General features: G+C 67.3%; 17 protein-coding genes and 1 pseudogene. 9 read left to right on the top strand and 9 right to left on the bottom strand.

The features are described from left to right. Positions 1–235 (top strand): annotated as a pseudogene (dapD, locus tag ACESL5_RS07920) (2,3,4,5-tetrahydropyridine-2,6-dicarboxylate N-succinyltransferase); the annotation flags it as partial. A 100-nt stretch (positions 236–335) separates the two neighbouring features. Here dapD and ACESL5_RS07915 read toward each other — a convergent pair. Genes ACESL5_RS07915 through phoB form a run of 3 tightly spaced genes read right to left on the bottom strand, consistent with a single transcriptional unit; the run spans position 336 to position 3,167 of the window. Continuing rightward, positions 336–938: an SAM-dependent methyltransferase gene (locus ACESL5_RS07915; RefSeq protein WP_372592241.1), complete on the bottom strand. Its 603-nt coding sequence runs from the start codon at positions 936–938 to the stop codon at positions 336–338. 34 nt (positions 939–972) lie between these two features. Continuing rightward, a complete protein-coding gene (gene phoR, locus ACESL5_RS07910; RefSeq protein WP_372592240.1) occupies positions 973–2,442 on the bottom strand; it encodes a phosphate regulon sensor histidine kinase PhoR in 1,470 nt (489 codons plus the stop codon). A gap of 38 nt (positions 2,443–2,480) precedes the next feature. Continuing rightward, positions 2,481–3,167, bottom strand: coding sequence for a phosphate regulon transcriptional regulator PhoB (gene phoB / locus ACESL5_RS07905; RefSeq protein ID WP_372592239.1), 687 nt, complete (start codon positions 3,165–3,167; stop codon positions 2,481–2,483). A gap of 176 nt (positions 3,168–3,343) precedes the next feature. Between phoB and nadC the strand changes: the two genes are divergently transcribed. Then, a complete protein-coding gene (gene nadC / locus ACESL5_RS07900) occupies positions 3,344–4,180 on the top strand; it encodes a carboxylating nicotinate-nucleotide diphosphorylase (protein WP_372592238.1) in 837 nt (278 codons plus the stop codon). Positions 4,181–4,231: 51 nt separating this feature from the next. Here nadC and ACESL5_RS07895 read toward each other — a convergent pair whose 3' ends face one another. After that, on the bottom strand, positions 4,232–4,492 hold the full coding sequence (locus ACESL5_RS07895; protein WP_372592237.1) for a cytochrome c: 261 nt from the start codon (positions 4,490–4,492) through the stop codon (positions 4,232–4,234). Between the two features lie 224 nt (positions 4,493–4,716). Here ACESL5_RS07895 and ACESL5_RS07890 point away from each other — a divergent pair, with 224 nt between their 5' ends. Beyond that, positions 4,717–5,061 carry an ArsC family reductase gene (locus ACESL5_RS07890; protein ID WP_372592236.1) on the top strand — a complete coding sequence of 115 codons (345 nt, stop codon included), beginning with the start codon at positions 4,717–4,719 and terminating at the stop codon, positions 5,059–5,061. Next, positions 5,058–6,209: a succinyl-diaminopimelate desuccinylase gene (dapE, locus tag ACESL5_RS07885; protein ID WP_372592235.1), complete on the top strand. Its 1,152-nt coding sequence runs from the start codon at positions 5,058–5,060 to the stop codon at positions 6,207–6,209. The genes ACESL5_RS07890 and dapE overlap by 4 nt, the downstream gene beginning before the upstream one ends. A gap of 124 nt (positions 6,210–6,333) precedes the next feature. Here the strand turns inward: dapE and proB are convergent, their stop codons facing one another. From proB to ACESL5_RS07860, 5 genes are all read right to left on the bottom strand, one after another. After that, positions 6,334–7,452, bottom strand: a complete 1,119-nt coding sequence (gene proB, locus ACESL5_RS07880) for a glutamate 5-kinase (protein WP_372592234.1) — start codon at positions 7,450–7,452, stop codon at positions 6,334–6,336. Positions 7,453–7,454: 2 nt separating this feature from the next. Continuing rightward, on the bottom strand, positions 7,455–8,525 hold the full coding sequence (gene cgtA / locus ACESL5_RS07875) for an Obg family GTPase CgtA (protein ID WP_372592233.1): 1,071 nt from the start codon (positions 8,523–8,525) through the stop codon (positions 7,455–7,457). A 126-nt stretch (positions 8,526–8,651) separates the two neighbouring features. Continuing rightward, entirely contained in the window at positions 8,652–8,909 is a 258-nt protein-coding gene (gene rpmA, locus ACESL5_RS07870) for a 50S ribosomal protein L27 (RefSeq protein ID WP_372592232.1), read from the bottom strand. A gap of 37 nt (positions 8,910–8,946) precedes the next feature. Continuing rightward, entirely contained in the window at positions 8,947–9,258 is a 312-nt protein-coding gene (gene rplU, locus ACESL5_RS07865; RefSeq protein ID WP_372592231.1) for a 50S ribosomal protein L21, read from the bottom strand. Positions 9,259–9,502: 244 nt separating this feature from the next. After that, a complete protein-coding gene (locus tag ACESL5_RS07860) occupies positions 9,503–10,897 on the bottom strand; it encodes a KamA family radical SAM protein (protein WP_372592230.1) in 1,395 nt (464 codons plus the stop codon). Between the two features lie 191 nt (positions 10,898–11,088). Between ACESL5_RS07860 and ACESL5_RS07855 the strand changes: the two genes are divergently transcribed. From ACESL5_RS07855 to ACESL5_RS07835, 5 genes are all read left to right on the top strand, one after another. After that, on the top strand, positions 11,089–11,853 hold the full coding sequence (locus ACESL5_RS07855) for a CPBP family intramembrane glutamic endopeptidase (protein ID WP_372592229.1): 765 nt from the start codon (positions 11,089–11,091) through the stop codon (positions 11,851–11,853). 84 nt (positions 11,854–11,937) lie between these two features. Then, the gene (locus ACESL5_RS07850; protein ID WP_372592228.1) at positions 11,938–13,056 is read left to right on the top strand and encodes a PQQ-dependent sugar dehydrogenase; all 1,119 of its coding nucleotides are present in this window, start codon (positions 11,938–11,940) and stop codon (positions 13,054–13,056) included. A 58-nt stretch (positions 13,057–13,114) separates the two neighbouring features. Continuing rightward, positions 13,115–13,447: a hypothetical protein gene (locus ACESL5_RS07845; protein WP_372592227.1), complete on the top strand. Its 333-nt coding sequence runs from the start codon at positions 13,115–13,117 to the stop codon at positions 13,445–13,447. An 86-nt stretch (positions 13,448–13,533) separates the two neighbouring features. Then, positions 13,534–14,787 carry a TolC family protein gene (locus ACESL5_RS07840; protein ID WP_372592226.1) on the top strand — a complete coding sequence of 418 codons (1,254 nt, stop codon included), beginning with the start codon at positions 13,534–13,536 and terminating at the stop codon, positions 14,785–14,787. Beyond that, positions 14,784–15,085, top strand: a 302-nt coding sequence (locus ACESL5_RS07835) for a heavy metal-binding domain-containing protein (protein ID WP_372592225.1), incomplete at its 3' end; no start/stop codon positions are given. The genes ACESL5_RS07840 and ACESL5_RS07835, both read left to right, overlap by 4 nt.

Here is a 15,085-nt window from a genome sequence, read left to right as displayed (position 1 = left end):
CGAGGAAGGCTCGGTGATCTCGATGGGCGTCTACATCGGCCAGTCGACCAAGATCTACGACCGCGAGACCGGCGAGATCCACTTCGGCCGCGTCCCGGCGGGCTCGGTGGTCGTCTCCGGCAACCTGCCGTCGAAGGATGGCAAGTACAGCCTCTACTGCGCGGTGATCGTCAAGAAGGTCGACGAGAAGACCCGCTCCAAGGTCGGCATCAACGAGCTGCTGCGCGACGTGTGATCCGCGCCTTGCCGGCGGGCGATCCCGTCGGCGCCATGACAGGCACGAAAAAGGCCCGAAGGGAGAGGGCATCCCTTCGGGCCTTTTCACGTCCGGGGAATCAGCCCTGGCGACGCCCCACTCCGTGGGTGACGAAACCGGGCCCCTGATGCCCAGGCCCCTCGTCGAGCAGCACCTTGCCCTCGGCCAGGATGAGCCAGTCCAACCCGGACAGATCCTGCGCGAGATCGCTGGCGCGTACCAGCATGTCGGCCCGCTTCGGCCCACCGCTCTGGTAGGCAAGCTGGCGCGGATGGAACAGCTCGACGATCAGGAGCCCCCCCGGCCGCAGGGCCGCCACCGCACGCGGGTACACCTCGCGCCGCGCAGCCGGCTCGAAGTGCAGGTAGACCAGCACCACGGCATCGAACTCGTCCTCCTGCCAGTCCCACTCGATGAGATCCGCGCAGTGGACGCTCAGGCTCACGTCGCGCTGGTCGGCGAGCTGTCGCGCCTTGTCGCAGCCCACGGCGGAGTAGTCGATACTGGTGACCTCGAACCCCTGTTCGGCCAGCCACACCCCATTGCGCCCCTCGCCATCCCCGAGCACCAGCACGCGCGCTCCAGGCGGCAGCCGGTAGACCTGGCTCAGCAGGAATTCGTTGGGGTGTGTCCCGTAGAGGAAATCGACCTGCCCGTACTTCTCGTTCCAGAATTCCGACATCGTTCGGCTCGTGTCCGTTTTTGCTGATTGGGCGTCAGTCTAAACCATCCCGGCCGGAGTCATCGGTCGATGTGCCGACCGGCGTGGCACCGCAAGGGATGGCGCGTTCGGCCGGAAAGATAACGCGAAAGCGGCTTCCCTTTCCCGGCGTGCTTTCGATCTTCAGGCGGGCATCGTGGCGCAGCGCCACGTGCTTGACGATGGCCAGGCCCAGACCGGTACCCCCTCGCGAGCGCGAACGACCCACGTCGATGCGGTAGAAGCGTTCCGTGAGTCTCGGGATGTGGCGCGCCTCGATGCCGATGCCGCTGTCCGTGACCTCGAAGACCGGTCGCCCTTTCGCGTCGAGCGTCCAGCCGACGGCGACACGACCACCGGCCGGCGTGTACTTGACGGCATTGAACACGAGGTTGGAGAAGGCCGACTGCAATTCCCTCGGCACGCCGTGCAGACAAAGGTCGGCATCGATGTCGGACTCGATCCGGTGCCCTTCCTCGCCGGAAAGCAGACGGGCATCGGCGAGGATGGGGCGGATCAGCCCGGCCACGTCGACCGGCTCGAACATCTCCTCGTCGGGCTGCGAGGTCTCGAGGCGGGACAGGAGCAGCAAGTCCTCGACGATCCGTCGCATCCGGTCGGACTGCTGGTGCATGTTCGAGAGGATCCGGTGCATCTGCGGGTCCATCTCCTCGTCGGTGTCGAGCAGCGTCTCGACGTAGCCGGCCAGCACGGTGAGCGGCGTGCGCAGTTCGTGAGAGACGTTGGCCACAAAGTCCTGGCGCACCCCCTGCAGGCGATGCAGGGCGGTGATATCCCGCCCGATCAGCAGGTAGCGATCCGAACCGTAGGGCTCGATCCGCAGACTGAGCGCCCGGGTTTCGTCTCCCGGTGCCCGGATCTCCAGCGGGGCCTGGTCGGCGCCGTGGTCCAGCCAGTCGACGAACGCCGGTGCGCGCACCAGGTTGTCGATGCGCAGCCCCTGGTCGGTGGGGTTGATCCCCAGCATCTCGGCCGCGGCGTCGTTGAGCCACTCGATCTCCCGGTCCTCGGTCACCACGACCATCGCGTCGGGCACCGACATCGCCGACCGGTGGTAACGCTTGAGCAACCGGATCAGGCGACGCTGGCGACGGTGCCAGGCGCGGATCTGGCGACGCTGCCGGGCCTGGACCAGCCCGGGCACACCCCATGTCCGCCTCCGGGTCCAGGAGATCGGCAGGCTGCGAGCCAGATAGGCGACGCGCAGCAGCAGGGAACCGGCGTATAGCAACGCGGCCAGCGCCACCGCCCAAGCCCAGGCTCCGGGCACGCCGGCTTGCGCAATCCAGAAGCCCAACAGCGCACCGACCAGAACGGAGCCCATCAGCAGCAGAAACTCCTCCCGCCAGGCACGCAGGCGCGCCTGGACCCGTCGTGCCTCGCGGGCACGTCGACGGCGCGTGGCGGGATCCGCCTCGCCGGGACGGGAAGCGGTCAGGGCTGGAACGTCGTCGGGCTGGCTCATGTCACCTCGATGGGCGGTGGGTGGTGACCGCCCGGGGCTCAGTGGGCAGACATCCGGTAACCCACCCCGCGGACGGTCTGGATCAGGCCATCATACCCGCTGGGCGCCAGCGCCTTGCGCAGCCGCAGGATATGGACGTCGACCGTACGCTCCTCCACGTAGGCATTCTGTCCCCAGACCCGGTCGAGCAGCTGCGTCCGGCTGAAGACCCGATCGGGGTGACGCATGAAGAACGCCAGCAGGCGGAACTCGGTCGGGCCCATGTCCACCGGCTCCTCGGCGGCGGTCACGCGATAGCTCTCCTGGTCGAGCTTCAAGCCGGCGATATCCAGCACCGGACTTTCGGTTTCGGGAGAGGTGCGTCGCAGCACGGCCTTGATCCGGGCGAGCAGCTCGCGGGGCGAGAACGGCTTGGTGACGTAGTCATCCGCACCGGCCTCCAGGCCGCTGACCTTGTCCTCTTCCTCGCCGCGGGCCGTCAGCATGACGATCGGCACGTCACGGGTCAGTTCGTCGCGCTTGAGGCGCCGGGCGAACTCGATGCCGCTGGCGCCGGGGAGCATCCAGTCGAGCAGGACCAGGTCGGGCAGCTTGTGGGATATCTGCTCGTAGGCCTCGACGATATCGCCCGCCTCCAGCAGCTCGTAGCCCGCCCTTCCCAGGGCAAAGGCCACCATCTCCCGGATCGGCTTCTCGTCCTCGACAATCAGTATGGTCTTCTGCATCGGTCATTCGCCGGCCATCGCCGGCCCTCGCGGTTGGTTCATGCTCACGCATTAGAAGTCAGCGCGATGACAGCAACATGACAAGATGACAGCATCGTTTGCCTGCGAAAGACAGGCCTCTTGCGTCATAATCGTCGCGACAGCCGATCGACTCATCGCCCGGGAGCACGAAGCCCATGAATAAAGCCGACCCCGAAATCGTCGCCCTCGACGTCGCCAGGGCCCTGGCCGAGGACGTCGGCAGCGGTGATGTCTCCGCCCAGCTAATTCCCGCCGACCAGCAGGCGCATGCCCGGATCATCAGCCGCGAGACCGGCGTGCTCTCGGGCATCGAATGGGCGGACGCCGCCTTCCGCCGGGTCTCTCCCGCGGTCCGGATCGAGTGGGCCGTGAATGATGGCGACCCGCTCTTCCCCGAGCAGAGTCTCTGCCTGATCAGCGGACCGGCACGCGCCATGCTCACCGCCGAACGGGTCGCCCTGAACTTCCTGCAGACCCTCAGCGCCACCGCCACCGTCACGCGCCAGCACGTCGACGCCGTCAAGGGCACCAATGCTGTGATACTGGACACGCGCAAGACGCTGCCCGGCCTCCGCCACGCGCAGAAGAAGGCGGTGGTGGACGGCGGCGGCATGAATCACCGCATGGGGCTGCACGACATGGTGATGCTCAAGGAGAACCACATCCAGGCCGCCGGCTCGATCACCGAGGCGGTACGTGCCGCCGGGGTGATCGCGCGCGGGTTGCCGCTGGAAGTTGAGGTGGAGAATCTCGAGCAGATGGAAGAGGCGCTGGCCGCCGGTGTCGAACGCATCCTGCTGGACAATTTCGACCCCCCGCTGCTGCGGGAGGCCGTCGCCCTGAACGCCGGCCGGGCAAAGCTGGAGTCCTCCGGCAACGTGACCCTGGACACCATTCGCGAGGTGGCCGAGACCGGCGTGGACTACATCTCGATCGGCGCGCTGACCAAGCACGTGCGCGCCGTCGACCTGTCGATGCGGTTCATCGACTGAAAGGAAGATCCCCGGCGGGCGACCGGCCATCCGGCCTTCCCGCCTGCCGGATCAGTCGAAGCCGTAGTACTCCTGGTTCATCCAGGCCGTGACCGCGTCGACCTCCTCGTCGAACCAAGGCAGGTTGAAGTTGTTGGCGCAGCCCTGAACCCTCGTGCGCAGGCTGTCCAGGTCGGCCATGTTGCCGGCATCCGCGCGAGCCTTGAACCACTCGTCGTCGTGCGGAACCATGTGGCACTCGGAGCAGTTCTCGGCAAACAGCTCACCCCCCCAGGAAATGTCCGGCTTCTCTGCCTGGGCAGGAATCGCCATGACCAGGCCCGCCGCCAAGCCAAGACAGAGTCCCAGCCGCCGACTCGGATTTGGTGTCGAAACTGATTTGTTCCCGTTCTGCATGGCAAACTCGCTCCTTTTCTGCTGCAATTTCGGACCCTTGGCGCGGGACCGGACCGTTTTCGAGTGTAGGCCGGCGTCATTGATACGAAAATCAAATTTTCCTATCCGGAACAACATAATTCTCTTATAAGGGCTATTCGATGATCACCGTCTACGGCATCAGGAACTGCGACACCGTCAGGAAGGCTCGGGCCTGGCTGGCCGAACAGGGGCTGGAATACCGCTTCCATGACTACAAGAAGGAAGGGGTGCCCGCCGACCGGTTGAACGACTGGCTCGAGCAGTTCGGCTGGGAGACGGTGATCAATCGCCGGGGGATGACATGGCGGCGGCTACCCGAAGAAGAACGTCAATCCATGGACGGCAAGGGCGCCCGGGCGGCGGCCGAGGCCAACCCCAGCCTGATCCGCCGTCCGATAGTCGAGCACGACGGCAAGACGCTGATCGGCTTCGACGCGGACGAATGGCAGGAGGCCCTGAAATGACGGACGCCACGATCGACCTGGCCCGCAACTTGATCCGTCGTGCATCGATCACGCCGGACGACCAGGGCTGCCAGCCCCTGATCGCCGAACGCATCGCCCCGCTGGGGTTCGCCATCCAGGCGCTCCGGTTCGAGGATGTCGACAACCTCTGGGCCGTTCACGGCGAACAGGGGCCGCTGTTCGTCTTCGCCGGCCACACCGACGTGGTCCCGACGGGGGACGAACGCCAGTGGACTCACCCGCCCTTCGCCGCCGAGATCCACGACGGCAAACTGTTCGGGCGTGGCGCGGCCGACATGAAAGGCTCGGTAGCGGCCTTCATCACGGCGGTGGAACGTTTTCTCGCCCGTCACCCGGAGCCCGCCTTCCGGCTGGGCTTCCTCATCACCAGCGACGAGGAAGGCCCGGCGCAGCATGGCACCAAGCGCGTCATGCAGTGGCTGCGGGAGAAGGGCATCCGGATCGACTGGTGCCTGGTCGGCGAGCCGTCCAGCCGCAACCGGCTGGCCGACGAATACAAGATCGGCCGTCGCGGCTCGATCACCGCCAACCTGGTCATCGAGGGCCGTCAGGGCCACGTCGCCTACCCGCACCTGGCGGACAACCCGGTCCATCGCGCCGCCCCGTTCCTCGCCGACCTGGTCGAGATCGAGTGGGACCAGGGCAATGCCCACTTTCCTCCCTCGACGCTGCAGATCGCCAACATCCACGCCGGCACCGGGGCGAACAACGTCATCCCCGGTACCCTCGAGGTGCAATTCAACCTGCGCTTCAACACGGAAACATCGGTGGAGACGATCAAGGCGACCATCGAGGAACGACTCAAGCGGCACGGGCTGAGCTACCGGATCGACTGGCACCTGTCCGGCGAGCCCTTCCTCACCCGGGACGACGGGCCGATGGTCAACGCGGTGGAAAACGCCGTCGAAGGCATCATCGGCCACCGCCCGAATCCATCGACCGCCGGCGGCACCTCCGATGGGCGCTTCATCGCGCCCACCGGGGCCCAGGTGATCGAACTGGGGCCGCTCAACGCCACCATCCACCAAATCGACGAGCACGTCGCCGTCGACGACCTGACCACGCTGTCGTCGATCTACGAGCGGCTGCTGGAGGAACTGGACAAGGCCGCACGACCCGGCGGGTGAACCCCCGCCCCGGGCGGGGCGAGTCCGCGCAAGCGGGCATCACGGCCGAAGCGGAACTTGTTGTTGATTCGGGCCACGCCGGACGGTCGAATGACACCCATCGACGGGCGACGTCCCTTGAAGGTCAGAGCAGGACGAGATTGTCCCGATGGACCAGTTCGTTCTCCTCGCGATAGCCGATAAGCTCGGCGATCTCGCGACTGGAACGACCGATCAGGCGAGCGGCGTCACCGCTGGGGTAGTTGACCAGCCCCCGCGCGAATTCTCGTCCCTGCGGGTCGGCGATGGAAACCAGCTCGCCGCGGGCGAACTCGCCGGAGACCGCCGTCACCCCGGCTGGGAGCAGCGAACGCCCCTGCTGGGTCACCGCCCGGACAGCGCCAGCATCAACCTCCAGTCGCCCCCGCACCCGCAGGTGTCCGGCCAGCCACTGCTTCCGGGCGGCCAGACGGTTGGTCGCGGGACGAAAGCAGGTACCCAGCGACTCGCCGGCAGCCAGCCGGGTGAGGACGTCCGCCTCGCTCCCGGCGGCGACGATCGTTGCCGCACCGGAGCGCGCGGCACGCTTGGCGGCCAGCACCTTGGTATACATCCCGCCGCGCCCCAGGCGTCCGCCCTCGGGCGAGGCCATGGTCTCGAGCGCCGGATCGCCGGCCTCGACCTCGTCGAGCAACCGGGCGGCGGGGTTCTTGCGCGGGTCGGCGTCGAACAGCCCCGGCTGGTCGGTGAGGATCACCAGAACGTCGGCCTCGACCAGGTTGGCGACCAGCGCGGCCAGGGTGTCGTTGTCGCCGAAGCGAATCTCGTCGGTGACCACCGTGTCATTCTCGTTGACCACCGGCACCACGCCGAGATCGAGCAGGGTCCGAAGCGTGCTGCGGGCGTTGAGATAGCGCGAGCGATCGACCAGGTCCTCGTGAGTCAGCAGGATCTGCGCCGAATGCGCATCGTGCCGGGCCAGCCCTTCGGCATATGCCTCCACCAGCCCCATCTGGCCGACGGCCGCCGCGGCCTGCAGCTTCGGCAGGGACTCGGGACGCTCGGCCCAGCCTAGCCGGGCCATGCCTTCGGCAACCGCACCCGAGGTGACGATCACCACCTCGCGGCCTTCGGCGCGCAGCTCGGCGATCTGCCGCGCCCAGGCCGCAATCGCGGCACGGTCGAGACCGCGCCCGTCCCCGGTGACCATCGCCGAGCCGATCTTCACCACCCAGCGCTGGTGGCCCCTCACCTGCTCTCGCACGCCTAGTCCTCCTGCGCCCCGGTCGACCGGGCCGTGTCCTGCCGTTCGCGGGCCCACTCGGCCTCGAGGTACTCCAGGATCGCCCAGACCAGCGGCTGCGTGCCGGTCTTGTCCAGCGCGCTGATGGCGAAGACCGGGCCCGTCAGCCCCAACTCGTCGTGGAAGCGACGCTTGAGCGCCTCGATGTTCGCCTCGCGCTCGTCCTCCGGCCAGATGTCGATCTTGTTGAGCACCAGCCAGCGCGGACGGGCGGCCAGCGTCTCGTCGTACTTCTCGAGTTCCTGCTCGATCGCCGCGACGCTCTCGACCGGATCGATCTCGTCGTAGGGCGCCACGTCGACGACGTGCAGCAGCAGGTTGGTGCGCGCCAGGTGCTTGAGGAAGCGTATCCCCAGCCCGGCACCCTCGGCTGCACCCTCGATCAGCCCGGGGATGTCCGCGACCACGAAACTGCGATGCGGCTCCGGCGCGACCACGCCCAGGTTCGGATACAGGGTGGTGAACGGGTAGTTCGCCACCTTGGGGCGGGCGTGCGAGATCGCGCGGATCAGGGTCGACTTGCCGGCGTTCGGCTGGCCGAGCAGGCCGACGTCCGCCAGCACCCGCAGCTCGAGTCGCAGGCGGCGCTCGTCTCCCGGCGTGCCGTCGGTCTTCTGCCGCGGCGCCCGGTTGATTGAGCTCTTGAAGCGGGTGTTGCCCAGTCCGTGCCAGCCACCCTTTGCCACCAGCAACTCGGCGCCGGCCTCGACCACCTCGCCGATGGCCTCGCCGGTGTCCTCGTCGTAGACCACCGTGCCCAGCGGCACATGCACGTGCAGGTCGTGGCCCTTCTTGCCGGTCATGTTGCGCCCGGCGCCGTTTCGGCCGCGCTCGGCCTCGTAGTGGCGCTGAAAGCGGAAGTCGGCCAGCGTGTTGAGGTTCTGGTCGCCGACCAGGTACACGGACCCGCCGTCACCGCCATCGCCGCCGTCCGGGCCGCCGTAGGGCACGTACTTCTCGCGGCGAAAGCTCACCACGCCGTTACCGCCGTCGCCGGCCTTGACCTTGATGGTGGCTTCATCGACAAACTTCACGACAGGTTCCCCGCACGTTAGACCCGCTCATGGGCAGGTCACAAACACGAAAGCCCCGCACGTGGGCGGGGCTCTGACAATGGTCGCCGGTCAGCCGAACCGACCGTCGACCCGCATCGTGCCGGATCAGGCCGACTCGATGCTGACGAAACGGCGGCTCTTCGGACCCTTGACCTCGAACTTCACCTGACCGTCGGTCAGGGCGAACAGAGTGTAGTCACGGCCGACGCCCACGTTGGTACCGGCGTGGAACTTGGTGCCACGCTGGCGCACGATGATGCTGCCCGCGGTGACGGCTTCGCCGCCAAAGCGCTTCACGCCAAGGCGCTTGCTTTCACTGTCGCGACCGTTTCGGGTAGAGCCTGCTGCTTTTTTATGTGCCATGTTTCAACTCCCAGATGTCGGGACCGCCGGCGCGCCCTTAAGCGCTGATGCCGGTGATCTTGAGTTCGGTGTAGGCCTGACGGTGGCCCTGACGCTTCATGTGGTGCTTGCGGCGGCGGAACTTGATGATTTCCACCTTCTTGCCGCGGCCCTGGCCGACGATCTCGGCGGTAACGCTCGCCCCGTCGACGGTCGGCGTGCCCACCTTGATGTCCGAGCCGTCGCCGACCATCAAAACCTGATCCAGCGTTACGGTGTTGCCTGTCTCGCCCGAAAGCTTCTCGACACGCACCTTGCTGCCTTGCTCGACGCGGTATTGCTTACCGCCGGTAACGACCACTGCGTACATGCTGTAAAACCCGAATGTTCTGCGTAATGGATCCGACGGTGCCGTGCACCACCGGAAAGTGATTTCTCGAAGGCGCGCAAGTCTAGCGACCGGCGCCTCGTTCGTCAAGGGAAGGCCTGCACGAATTCGATACCGCTCTGCGCGGCTTAACTCGTTGCCCGTGCTCGGCGTTTTGCGTCACCTCGAACACGCTCGACTCGCCAAGCGAGGGTGGCACCGAATACGTGCAGGCGCTCCCCGAAAATTATGCCTCGACCTCGGCCGCGTCGATGATCTGCAACCCGGCCTCCTGCTGCATGTTCTCGTACTCGCCCTCGAAGAAGAACTTCTCCTCACCGAAGGCCGGCTCGAGCTCGTTCAGCCACGTGGACGTCTCGTCGTACTTGGCAAAGAACGGCCGCTGGACCCAGTCCGGATCGCGCCCCTGAATGAAGCGCAGCACGAACACCTTCTCGCCCTTGATCTCCGCCACGCCCTGGATCTCGACCTTGCCGGGACCAGCCGACATGGACGGCCCGCGCGCGGTGCGCGCCAGTCCGGAGACCCGCTTCATGGCATCGCGGTAGACGCGGTGCGCCTCGGCCAGCGGCACCTCGAAGCGGTACTTCGCGCCGGTGTCGCGCTCGACGAACATGTAGTACGGGATCATCCCCAGACGCACCTGCTCGCGCCACATCCGCGCCCAGACGTCGCCCGAGTCGTTGATGTGCTTGATCAGCGGGCTCTGGGTGCGAATCTCGGCGCCAGTGGCCCGGATGCGCCGTACCGCCTCGCGGAAGACGGGGCTCTCCATCTCCTGCCAGTGGTTGATGTGCGCCATCACCGCCACGTGCTTGCCCGACTGAACCAGGCGCTCGAACAACGAAAGCAGCTCGTCGGCGTCCGCGTCGGTGACGAAGCGGTACGGCCAGAACGACAGGGCCTTGGTGCCGATGCGCACGGTCTGCACGTGCTCGAGACGCGGATCGAGCAGCCCCTCGAGATACGGCGCCAGGTGCTTGGTCTTCATCACCATCGGGTCGCCGCCGGTCATCAGCAGGTCGGACAGGTCGGGGTGCTGGGCCAGGTAGTCGAGCAGCTGACCGGCCTCCTTCGAGGCGATCTTGAGATCCTTGTCACCGACGAACTGCGCCCAGCGGAAGCAGAAGGTGCAGTAGCTGTGACAGGTCTGCCCCTGAGTGGGGAAGAACAGCGCGGTCTCGCGATACTTGTGCTGCACGCCCTCGACCGTCTCGCCGTTGACCTCCGGCAGGTTCATCTCCATCTGCCCGGCCGGGTGCGGATTGAGCTTGTGTCGCAGCTTCCAGGCCAGCGCCGTGATCTCTTCCTTGGGTGCCTCGCGGCGATGCAGCTCGGCCATCTGCTCGTACATCTCGGGGTCGAGCATGTCCCGCTGCGGGAAGGTGAGCGCGAAGATCGGGTCGTCGGGGGCCCGGTTCCAGTCGATCAGGTTCTCGATGACGTAGTTGTTGACGCGAAACGGCAGGACACTCGCGACCACCTTCATCTCGAATAGCGCTTCCTCGCCCAGTCGCTTGAGCGGTTCGATCTTGTCCAGATGTCGCTCGGTGAAAACCTGGAACTTGGGCGCCTCCATGGCGGCGGTGTCGGGAATCTTGCGTTTGGCAACAGTCGTCATAAAACCTCGTCTGGTGCGCATGGGGTCCCGGCCGGAGCGACCGAATTGGGGGCGAATTCTAGCCCATTTCCTGATAAAAACAACCGCTTATGCGCGCCCACCCGCCGGCAGCGGCCCGAAAGGCGGGTCAGGGTCGCCAATAGGACCGGGTTCCGGGAGAATGCCGGCTCCCCGAAAGACCGACGACTTTCATGCCCGATTACCGCCATCTCCTGGTTGCGCTGACCGCCACCCTGACGACCCTTGCCGTTGCCCATCTGGCGAACTGGATCTCCTCTACCGGGATGCTGGCCGGTGCCGTCCTGCTGGGAGCCGCCTGGCTCACCGCCCAGCTGCGGCGGGTGACGCTGACCCTCGCGCTGTTCGTCTTCGGACTGGGGGTGGTGCTTACGCTTCACCTCTGGCCGGGGTTCGCCAATCCCGCCATCTGGCAGGGGCGCACGTTCTGTACCGGGTGCCTGCCCCACAGCCTCCACCTCCCCGTCGACCAGGTCCTGCTCGTCGCCGCCTGGCTGCCGCTGCTCGCCGGGACAATCCGACGCGGCAGCCTGCCACCGATCCTGATCGGCGGGGTGGCCACCATCGTGGCCAGTGCCGCACTCGGGCTGTGGCTGGGCCTGTTCCGCTGGGCGCCTGGCTGGCCGGGCATGGCGCTGCTGTGGTTCGCCGGGGTGAACCTCGTGATCGTCGCCGCAGAGGAGACGCTCTTTCGCGGATTGCTGCAGCGGCACATTCTCCACCGGCTCGGTGCCGTCCACGCCTGGTGGCTCACGGCAGTGATTTTCGGCCTGGCCCACCTGCCCTTCGGCGCGGAGTTCGCCGCCGTGGCGACCATCGCCGGTCTCGGCTACGGTTACGTCGCCTGGCAGAGCGGCTCACTGTGGCCGGCCATCGGCCTGCACTGGGTGGTCAACCTGCTGCACTTCTCGCTGTTCAGCTATCCGATGCTGGCCTAGGGAAGGTCTGCACAAATCCGATACCGCTCTGCGCGGCTTGTCTATGCTCGTTGGACCCCCGGCCATGAAGGCGGAGACACCATGATGCCGTTTCGACCTGTCGCGCTGCTGCTGACCACCGCCCTGTTCGTCACGGGCTGCCTGCCGGACAACGGCGCCGAAGCGAGCCGTGACACCTCCGGGCCGATGGTCGAGACCGTCGTCGACGACCTGCACCACCCCTGGGGCCTGGCCTTCCTGCCGGACGGCGGGCTGCTGATAACCGAACGACGCGGGCGGCTGCTGCAACTGGATGCCGACGGCGACAACCGCCGGCAGATCGCGGGCCTGCCCGCGGTGGATCACCGCAACCAGGGCGGCCTGCTGGACGTCGCCCTGCACCCGGCCTTTGCGGAGAACCGTCTCGTCTACCTGACCTGGGCGGGTCGCTGTGACGGCGGCAACGCCACTCACCTGGGGCGCGGCAGGCTGGACGGCGAGCGGCTGGTCGACTTCGAGACCCTGTTCATCGCGACGCCCTGCGTGGACTCGGGCATCCATTTCGGCTCGCGGCTGGCGTTCGACCGCGACGGCTTTCTTTTCATGACGGTGGGCGACCGCGGCGAACGCGATCGCGCCCAGGATCTCGCCGATCACAACGGTTCGGTCCTGCGCCTGCACGACGATGGCCGCATCCCGGCAGACAACCCGTTCGTCGACCGGCCCGATGCCGAGGACGCGATCTTCAGCTATGGCCACCGCAACCCGCAGGGCGCGGCCACCCACCCGCAAACCGGCCGCGTATGGATTCATGAACACGGCCCGCGCGGCGGAGACGAGATCAATATCCCGGCCGCCGGGGAGAACTTCGGCTGGCCGATCCAGACCTACGGCCGGGAGTATGCCGGTCCGGAAATCGCCCCGGACGAGGTCGAGGGCGTGACCGGTCCGATTCACCACTGGACCCCGTCGATCGCCCCCTCGGGCATGACCTTTTACGATCACGCCGCCGCGCCTGACTGGCAGGGCAACCTGTTCGTCGGCGCACTGGTCAAGCGCCACCTCGCCCGCCTGCAACTGGATGGCGAACGCGTGGTCGGCGAGGAACGCTGGCTGGAAGAGCGCGAGTGGCGGATCCGCGATGTCGAGGTCGGGCCGGACGGGGCCCTCTGGGTGATCACCGACCATGCCGATGGTCGACTGCTCCGGCTGACACCCGACTGACCGCCACTCCGCGGCCGGGCTTGCGCCTGCCAAAAGAGAAATCTATAGTCCCGACACCATGAAATTCATGCACCTGGTCACTCTGCTGCTCGCCTTCTGGGCACCGCTGAACGCGGTGACCGCCGGCGTGGCCATGCTCGATTGCCCGATGGACGAGACGATCGAGCACTCGGCCGACTGCCCGAGCATGAGCGGCACGACCGAGGAGGCAACCGCCTCGGCCGGCTGTGACCACTGCGGCAACTGCGTGCTGCTGGGCGGCTTCTCCCTGCCGGCCCAGGCCACACCGGCCGCCATCCACCTGCCCAACGGCACCCTCGACGCGCCGTTGGCCGATTCGATGGCCCCGGGCGTTCCGAACACCCCGTTCCGTCCTCCCCTCTCGGCCTGACACAGCCGAGAACCCCGGGGCATCACGCCCCGCACACCTCGGCTGACCCAGCTCCCCGCTGACCGTCATTCACCGAGGAAACCTCCATGAACCAATCCATTCTCTCGCGGGCCGCCGTGGCCTGGCTGGCGATCGCCGTGCCGATCACGCCGGGTCTGGCCGACTCGTCGGCAGATGCCGGCGCGCGCCTGACACTGGAAGCGGCCGAGCAGGCCGCAACCCAGAGCGACGAGGGCCTGCAGGCCGCCGACTGGCGGCGCGCCGGGCTGGCCGCGACCGCCGAGGCCGCCGACGAGTTGCCCGACCCCCGGCTGTCCGTCGCCCTGCAGAACGTGCCCACCGACAACTACAGCCTGAGCGATTCACCCATGACCCAGACGGTGGTGACGCTCTCGCAGAGTCTGCCGCCAGGCGACACGCTCGCCTTTCGCGGCGAGCAGGCCGAGGCCCGCGTCGCCGGCTCGGCGGCCGCCCTGGCCACCGCCGACCGCCAGCTCAAGCGCGAAGTGCGCCGGCTGTGGCTGGCCGTCTACCGCGAAGAGGCCCTTGGTCGCCTGCTCGAGACCGAGCGCGAGCTGTACCGGGAATTGCTGGAAAGTGCGCGCACCGGCTACCAGGTAAACGAGGCCAGCGGCAGCGATCTTGTCGCCCTGCAGGCGCGCCTGTCGCGGATCGGGGACGCGCTCGACCGCCGGCACGGCGAGGCCGAGGCCGCCCGGGCCCGGCTGGCACGCTGGGTGGGCGATGCCGCGCGCCTGCCCCTGCCGGACACCCTGCCCGCCCGACTGACCGACCTGCCGCGGGGTGGGATCGACCAGCAACCCGAACTCGACCGCCTGCGTGCCGAACTCGAGGCCGCTCGGGCCCAGGTGGGCGAGGCCGAAGAGCAATTCGCACCGGAAATCGGCCTGCAGGTCGGCTACGGCCTGCGCGCCGGCAGCGAGCCCAACACGCTGTCCGCCGGGGTGAGCGTGAGCCTGCCGATCTTTAGTGAGCGTCGCCAATCGCCACGACTGCGCGGGGCGCAACAATCCGCCCAGGCCGCCCAACTCGAGCTAACCAAGCGCGCGCGTGATCTCGCCGCCCAGGCCGACGGCGTCCGCGCCCGACTGGCCTCCCTGGATCGGCGTATCGCCCGCTTTGAAACCGACATCATTCCCGAACTGCAACAGGTCGCCGAGATGATCCGCGGCGAGATCGGCTCCGGGCGGGGCGAATTCGACGCCCTGATCGAGGCCGAACGCGCCGTCGTCGAGGCCCGCCAGGACCTGCTCACCCTGCGCCTCGACCGCGCCGACCAACTCATCGACCTGCGCTACCTGCTGGAGCCGACCGCATGAAGACCCGCACGCACCGCCACCCGACTTTCCGCATCAAGCGACTCACCCGCGTCACGCTGCTGGGCTCGGCCCTGGTCACCCCGGCCCTGCTGATGGGCGTCAACCCGGCGATCACCTCGGTGATGGCGGCCGACAATGGCAACCAGACCGACCACGACGGCCACGATCATGCCCAGTCCGCGAGCGACGGCGGCGACACCGTCACCCGCTGGACCTGCCCCATGCACCCGCAGATCGTCGAGGAAGAGCCCGGCAGTTGCCCGATCTGCGGCATGGACCTGGTCGAGAAGGAATTCCC

Origin of the sequence: Guyparkeria sp., from assembly GCF_041687595.1 — a bacterium.
Classification (GTDB): domain Bacteria; phylum Pseudomonadota; class Gammaproteobacteria; order Halothiobacillales; family Halothiobacillaceae; genus Guyparkeria.
The sequence above is the reverse complement of the archived record's forward strand: the minus strand, read 5'-3'. Positions and strand labels throughout refer to the sequence as shown.

Coding starts and splice junctions, on each gene's coding strand:
- dapE (WP_372592235.1), top strand. CDS start 5,058: ATGACGGACGCCACGATCGACCTGGCCCGCAACTTGATCCGTCGTGCA.
- ACESL5_RS07860 (WP_372592230.1), bottom strand. CDS start 10,897: ATGACGACTGTTGCCAAACGCAAGATTCCCGACACCGCCGCCATGGAG.
- ACESL5_RS07850 (WP_372592228.1), top strand. CDS start 11,938: ATGCCGTTTCGACCTGTCGCGCTGCTGCTGACCACCGCCCTGTTCGTC.
- phoR (WP_372592240.1), bottom strand. CDS start 2,442: ATGAGCCAGCCCGACGACGTTCCAGCCCTGACCGCTTCCCGTCCCGGC.
- phoB (WP_372592239.1), bottom strand. CDS start 3,167: ATGCAGAAGACCATACTGATTGTCGAGGACGAGAAGCCGATCCGGGAG.
- ACESL5_RS07840 (WP_372592226.1), top strand. CDS start 13,534: ATGAACCAATCCATTCTCTCGCGGGCCGCCGTGGCCTGGCTGGCGATC.
- ACESL5_RS07895 (WP_372592237.1), bottom strand. CDS start 4,492: ATGGCGATTCCTGCCCAGGCAGAGAAGCCGGACATTTCCTGGGGGGGT.
- ACESL5_RS07890 (WP_372592236.1), top strand. CDS start 4,717: ATGATCACCGTCTACGGCATCAGGAACTGCGACACCGTCAGGAAGGCT.
- ACESL5_RS07915 (WP_372592241.1), bottom strand. CDS start 938: ATGTCGGAATTCTGGAACGAGAAGTACGGGCAGGTCGATTTCCTCTAC.
- nadC (WP_372592238.1), top strand. CDS start 3,344: ATGAATAAAGCCGACCCCGAAATCGTCGCCCTCGACGTCGCCAGGGCC.
- rpmA (WP_372592232.1), bottom strand. CDS start 8,909: ATGGCACATAAAAAAGCAGCAGGCTCTACCCGAAACGGTCGCGACAGT.
- ACESL5_RS07855 (WP_372592229.1), top strand. CDS start 11,089: ATGCCCGATTACCGCCATCTCCTGGTTGCGCTGACCGCCACCCTGACG.
- rplU (WP_372592231.1), bottom strand. CDS start 9,258: ATGTACGCAGTGGTCGTTACCGGCGGTAAGCAATACCGCGTCGAGCAA.
- ACESL5_RS07845 (WP_372592227.1), top strand. CDS start 13,115: ATGAAATTCATGCACCTGGTCACTCTGCTGCTCGCCTTCTGGGCACCG.